The following is a 4,337-nucleotide window of genomic DNA, read 5'->3' on the forward strand; positions in this document are numbered from 1 at the left end:
GCGGCGACGCGCTGACACGGCTCAGGGAAGCCCCTGGGCACAGCCCTCGAGGCCCAGCACGCGGCAGATCGCTTTCAGCTTGGCGCGGCCGTCGGCGCTGCCGTCCGCCGGGTGTTCCAGCACGGCGTAGAGCATGGCGCCGGCCTGCGGATCTTCGGGCGTCGCCAGGCGGGGCAGCAGGGCTTCGATCCGGGGCACACTCCAATCATCGCCCGGAATCGTCGAGATGACGTTGATGCCGATGGCGAGCGGCCCCTTCCACAGGGTGCGATAGGCCCGGAAGGCTTCGGCCGGATCGTAATGCGGGCCGGCCTCGTAGCTCATGATCGAGAGGGCGTCCACTTCCGCCGCCTCGGGCGAGCGCAGCAGGTCGAGCATCACGCCGGTATAGCCCGAGACGGGCTGGGAGGCGGCGAATTCGCCTTCGCCATAGGCGCCGACGCTCCAGACCGGGATGGTCAGCACATAGGGCCTGGGCAGTTCGGCACGGATGCGACGCACGAGGTCGCGCCAGATCGGATCGCTGGCGCAGGCGATCCGGCCGTCCGCCCCCCGCTCACAGCCGGGGTTGGGCGGCTCGTAATCGAGGTCGATGCCGTCGGCGCCGAGGTCCTTCACGAGTTTCGCCGTCGCGGCGACGTCGAAGGCGGGCCAGCCGCCCTTGTAGCTGTCCCCGCCGATACCGAGCAGGACCTTGGTCTCGGGATTTTCGTGCTTCAGGCGGGCGACAGCATCATGCAGCACGCTGCCCGGAAACTGGTATTCGAGGCCGGTGCCGGAAATATCCAGACCGCCGGGATAGACGAGGTCGGGCTTGGCGAAGGACAGCACCACGGTCGAGGCATAGGGCGGCAGCCAGGCCAGCGTGGTCGCCACGGCGCCGGTCGCCGGCCGCTCGAACCAGCTCTCGTGATAGACGATGAAGGGGCGGGCCTCGCCGGCCCCGGCCGCCGCCGGCACCAGGGCGGCGAGGGCGGCGCCGAGAAGGCCCGCCAAGCGCATCAGAACACGTCCTTGCCGAACAGGCCGATCAGCACGGTCTGCGCCATGATCTTGATGTCGAGCCAGAGCGACCAGTTCTCGATATAGGCGATGTCGTATTCGACCGCCCGCCGTGCCTTGTCCACCGTGTGGATGCCGCCGCGCGCGCCGTTGATCTGCGCAAGCCCGGTGACCCCCGGTTTCACCCGGCAGCGGAAGGCATATTCGCGCACGGCGTCGAGATAGGTGTGGTTGCCGACCAGCATGTTGGGCACATGGGGCCTGGGCCCGACCACCGACATGTCACCGCGGAGGACATTCAGGAGCTGGGGCAGTTCATCGATCGAACTGCGCCGCAGGAAGGCGCCGACCCTGGTGATGCGCGGGTTGTCCTTGGCCGTGCCGCGGGAGCCGTCGTCATTGGGATCGACGGTCATGGTGCGGAATTTGTAGACGTCGAAGGTCCGGTTGTTGAAGCCGATCCGCTTCTGGCGGAACAGGATCGGCCCGGGTGAGGTCAGGCGGATCGCCAGCGCCGCGCCGAGCAGGATGGGCGCGGTCAGGGTGAGGCCGATCAGGGCCACCAGCTTGTCCTCGATCGCCTTGAGGATCCCCTGCGAGCCCTTGAGCGGGCGATGCGCCATGCACAGCGAGCGCATCCCGGCGATGGTCACGGTGGCGGCGAAATTGGTGCGCAGGTCGTGGTTCTCGAGCGGTACCAGAAGGTCGGCGGCGAAGCCCTGCAGGCGTTCCAGCATGCCGTCGATCCGGGTCATGGCGACCCAAGGCAGGGCCAGGATGACGACGTCGACCTCGCTCGCGCCGACCGCCCGGCGCAGGTCTTCGACCTTGCCCAGCACCTTGACGCCACGCACTTCCTCGGCCCGGCGGTCGGGACCGCGGTCGTCATAGATGCCGACGATCTGATAGGCGTGGCGCTGATCCTCGCTTTGCAGGCTCTCGATGATGTGCTCGGTCTTCTCGGTCACGCCGACGATGGCGACACGGCGCTTCAGGAGATCGCGCTCGAAGGCGCGGGCGACCAGCCGGCGCGCCATCACACGATGCCCGACGAAGGCCAGGCAGGCCGCCCCGGCCCAGGCGTAGAACGAGGCCGGGCTGTCGAGGATCTCCGGCCGGAAGATGCCGATCGCCAGCGCCACCAGGGCGACGGAAACGCCATGGATTACCGTCGGCAGGGCGATCGAGGGCAGCAGGCGGCGGTAGTTCTCCACCCGATAGGCATTGGCCGCATTCATCATGCGGGCGAAGACCACGATGTCGAGCAGGCCCATGGCGACATGCTGGAGCGAACCGAAGGGCATCGCGAGCGCCGGCCAACACAGCCAGACGACGACCGACGCCGCCGCGACGGCGACCAGATCGCCCAGCCGGACGAGGCGATTGATCAGCCCGAAAGTCCAATAGATCATCGTGGCCCCGAAACTCCCGGCCGCCGCAGGGGCGGCTCTCCGAGCAGCATGGCGTGGCCTGGACAACAGTCAAGGCAGGTGAGACGCATTGCGGCCGTTCCCGGACTGGCGAAGCGGCGCCAATTCGTGTCATTTCTAGAAGGGACTCCACGGCGGGGAAGGAATCGAGCGTGCTGTCACACCTGAAGGCGTTGATCGAGAGCCGTTTTCCCAGGATCTTCAGCATCCTCGCCGACCTTCGCGACGCTCGCGCGATGTCCGACGCCGAGGCCGAGATGCGGCTTCTGCCCAAGCTGGTGGTCGCCGGCGAGACCGCTTGCGACATCGGGGCGAACCGCGGCATCTATGCCTATTGGCTGCTCCGGCTGGGGGCCCAGGTCTTCGCCTACGAACCCAATCCTCAGCTCGTCAAGGTGATGCAGATCAGATTCGCCAAGGCGATCGCCCACGGTCGCCTCGCCGTCGAGAGCTGCGCCCTCAGTGACAGCGAAGGCGAGCTGGTGCTCCACGTGCCGACCGAAGCGGCGGCCCTGGCCACGGTCGAAGCGGTTGCCACCGACCGGATGAAGGGCATGGCGATGACCGAATTCACCGTGCCGCGCCGGCGCCTGGACAGCTATGCCCTGCCGCAGATCGACTTCATGAAGATCGACGTCGAAGGCCATGAGGTCGCGGTGATCGACGGCGCCCTGGAAATCATCGGCCGCGATTTGCCCACGCTGCAGATCGAGGCCGAGGAGCGGCACCACCCGGGTGCCGTCGATGCGTTGCGCCGGCGCCTGGAACCCTTCGGTTACGAGGGCTTCTTCTTCGACGGCAGCGGCCTCTGTCCGATCGAGCAGTTCGATCCCGCGCGGCACCAGGACGTGAGCGCCCTGAACGAAGCCGGCACCGGCCGCCTCGAGGGCCGCATCTACTACAATAATTTCATCTATGTCGCGCGCCCGGCGGCCCGCAGCCGGCTGGCCGAGGTCATTCACGCCGGCAAGTGACGAGCGCACCCAGCACGTTGTTCCAATTGGGCTGGAGTTCCAGCAAGTCGAGGTTGCGCCAGACCTGATCGTCGGCCGGCGGGCAGAAGTTCAGCACCGCACCGTAAGGATCGCCCCGCCAGCCCAGTGGCGCGTGGATGACGACCTTGTAGGCATAGTCGAGCTTCACCGGGTCCTCGCACCACCAGCCGGCCGGCACCCGGTCGCGGCAATAGTTGCGCAGGTTCGCCTGCACGTCCGGCTGTTCCTCGAGATTGTAGCGCGGCCGGTCGTGGCCCGCTTCCGGGCGGTCCGCGGGTTGGGCACCGGCGGGAGGGGACCAGCAGAGCCCGCCCAGGGCGAGCCAACAAGAGGCGAGGAGGGGGGCGGCGCGACGCATCGCAAGACACTGCCACAGCCACCATTGCCGCGCCATTGCGATCGGACTTCCCCCGCCGGGGCGAAGCGCCTTACCCTCCGCCGCAGGCAGCAGGGAGCCCGGCGATGCAGCGCGTGACCATCACCCTCGACAACGATCTGATGGCGGAACTCGACCGCTACATGGTCGCCCGGCAATACGCCAATCGCTCCGAAGCGATCCGCGACCTCGTGCGGGCCGGCCTGGGCGAGGCGGGCGAGGCGGAGAACGGCGCCCGGCCCTGCGTTGCCGCCCTGGTCTATGTCTTCGATCACGAAAGGCGCGATCTCGCCGCCCGCCTGACCCACGCCCATCACGACCATCACGACCTGTCGCTGGCGACCACCCATGTCCATCTCGACAATGCGCAATGCCTGGAAGTCGCCCTGCTGCGCGGGCCGGTCGCCGAGGTGCGCCATTTCGCCGACCATCTGATGGCCGAACGCGGCGTGCGACACGGCCGTCTGGTCGTGGTGCCGTCCGACACCGACGAGGCGTCGCACTGAGGGGACCTGCTGCGGGGGGGGGGGGGGA

General features: G+C 68.0%; 5 protein-coding genes. 2 read left to right on the top strand and 3 right to left on the bottom strand.

Annotation, left to right across the window (positions count from 1 at the left end):
* Nucleotides 1-21: 21 nt before the first annotated feature.
* Together WC493_RS21860 and WC493_RS21865 are read right to left on the bottom strand one after the other, a co-directional pair.
* Nucleotides 22-1,002: a glycoside hydrolase family 18 protein gene (locus tag WC493_RS21860; RefSeq protein WP_373068506.1), complete on the bottom strand. Its 981-nt coding sequence runs from the start codon at nucleotides 1,000-1,002 to the stop codon at nucleotides 22-24.
* The gene (locus WC493_RS21865) at nucleotides 1,002-2,414 is read right to left on the bottom strand and encodes an undecaprenyl-phosphate glucose phosphotransferase (RefSeq protein WP_373068508.1); all 1,413 of its coding nucleotides are present in this window, start codon (nucleotides 2,412-2,414) and stop codon (nucleotides 1,002-1,004) included. The genes WC493_RS21860 and WC493_RS21865 overlap by 1 nt, the downstream gene beginning before the upstream one ends.
* Nucleotides 2,415-2,584: 170 nt before the next feature.
* Here WC493_RS21865 and WC493_RS21870 point away from each other — a divergent pair, with 170 nt between their 5' ends.
* Complete coding sequence (locus tag WC493_RS21870; RefSeq protein ID WP_373068510.1) at nucleotides 2,585-3,406, top strand: FkbM family methyltransferase; 822 nt, start codon at nucleotides 2,585-2,587, stop codon at nucleotides 3,404-3,406.
* On the opposite strand, the gene WC493_RS21875 is transcribed toward WC493_RS21870, so the two are convergent.
* Nucleotides 3,387-3,785 carry a hypothetical protein gene (locus WC493_RS21875; RefSeq protein WP_373068512.1) on the bottom strand — a complete coding sequence of 133 codons (399 nt, stop codon included), beginning with the start codon at nucleotides 3,783-3,785 and terminating at the stop codon, nucleotides 3,387-3,389. The two genes, WC493_RS21870 and WC493_RS21875, sit on opposite strands and share 20 nt — an antisense overlap.
* 104 nt (nucleotides 3,786-3,889) lie before the next feature.
* Here WC493_RS21875 and nikR point away from each other — a divergent pair, with 104 nt between their 5' ends.
* Entirely contained in the window at nucleotides 3,890-4,309 is a 420-nt protein-coding gene (gene nikR / locus WC493_RS21880) for a nickel-responsive transcriptional regulator NikR (protein ID WP_373068514.1), read from the top strand.
* The last annotated feature ends 28 nt before the right edge of the window (nucleotides 4,310-4,337 follow it).

The sequence above is a fragment of the Zavarzinia sp. genome (assembly GCF_041650655.1).
Lineage (GTDB): Bacteria > Pseudomonadota > Alphaproteobacteria > Zavarziniales > Zavarziniaceae > Zavarzinia.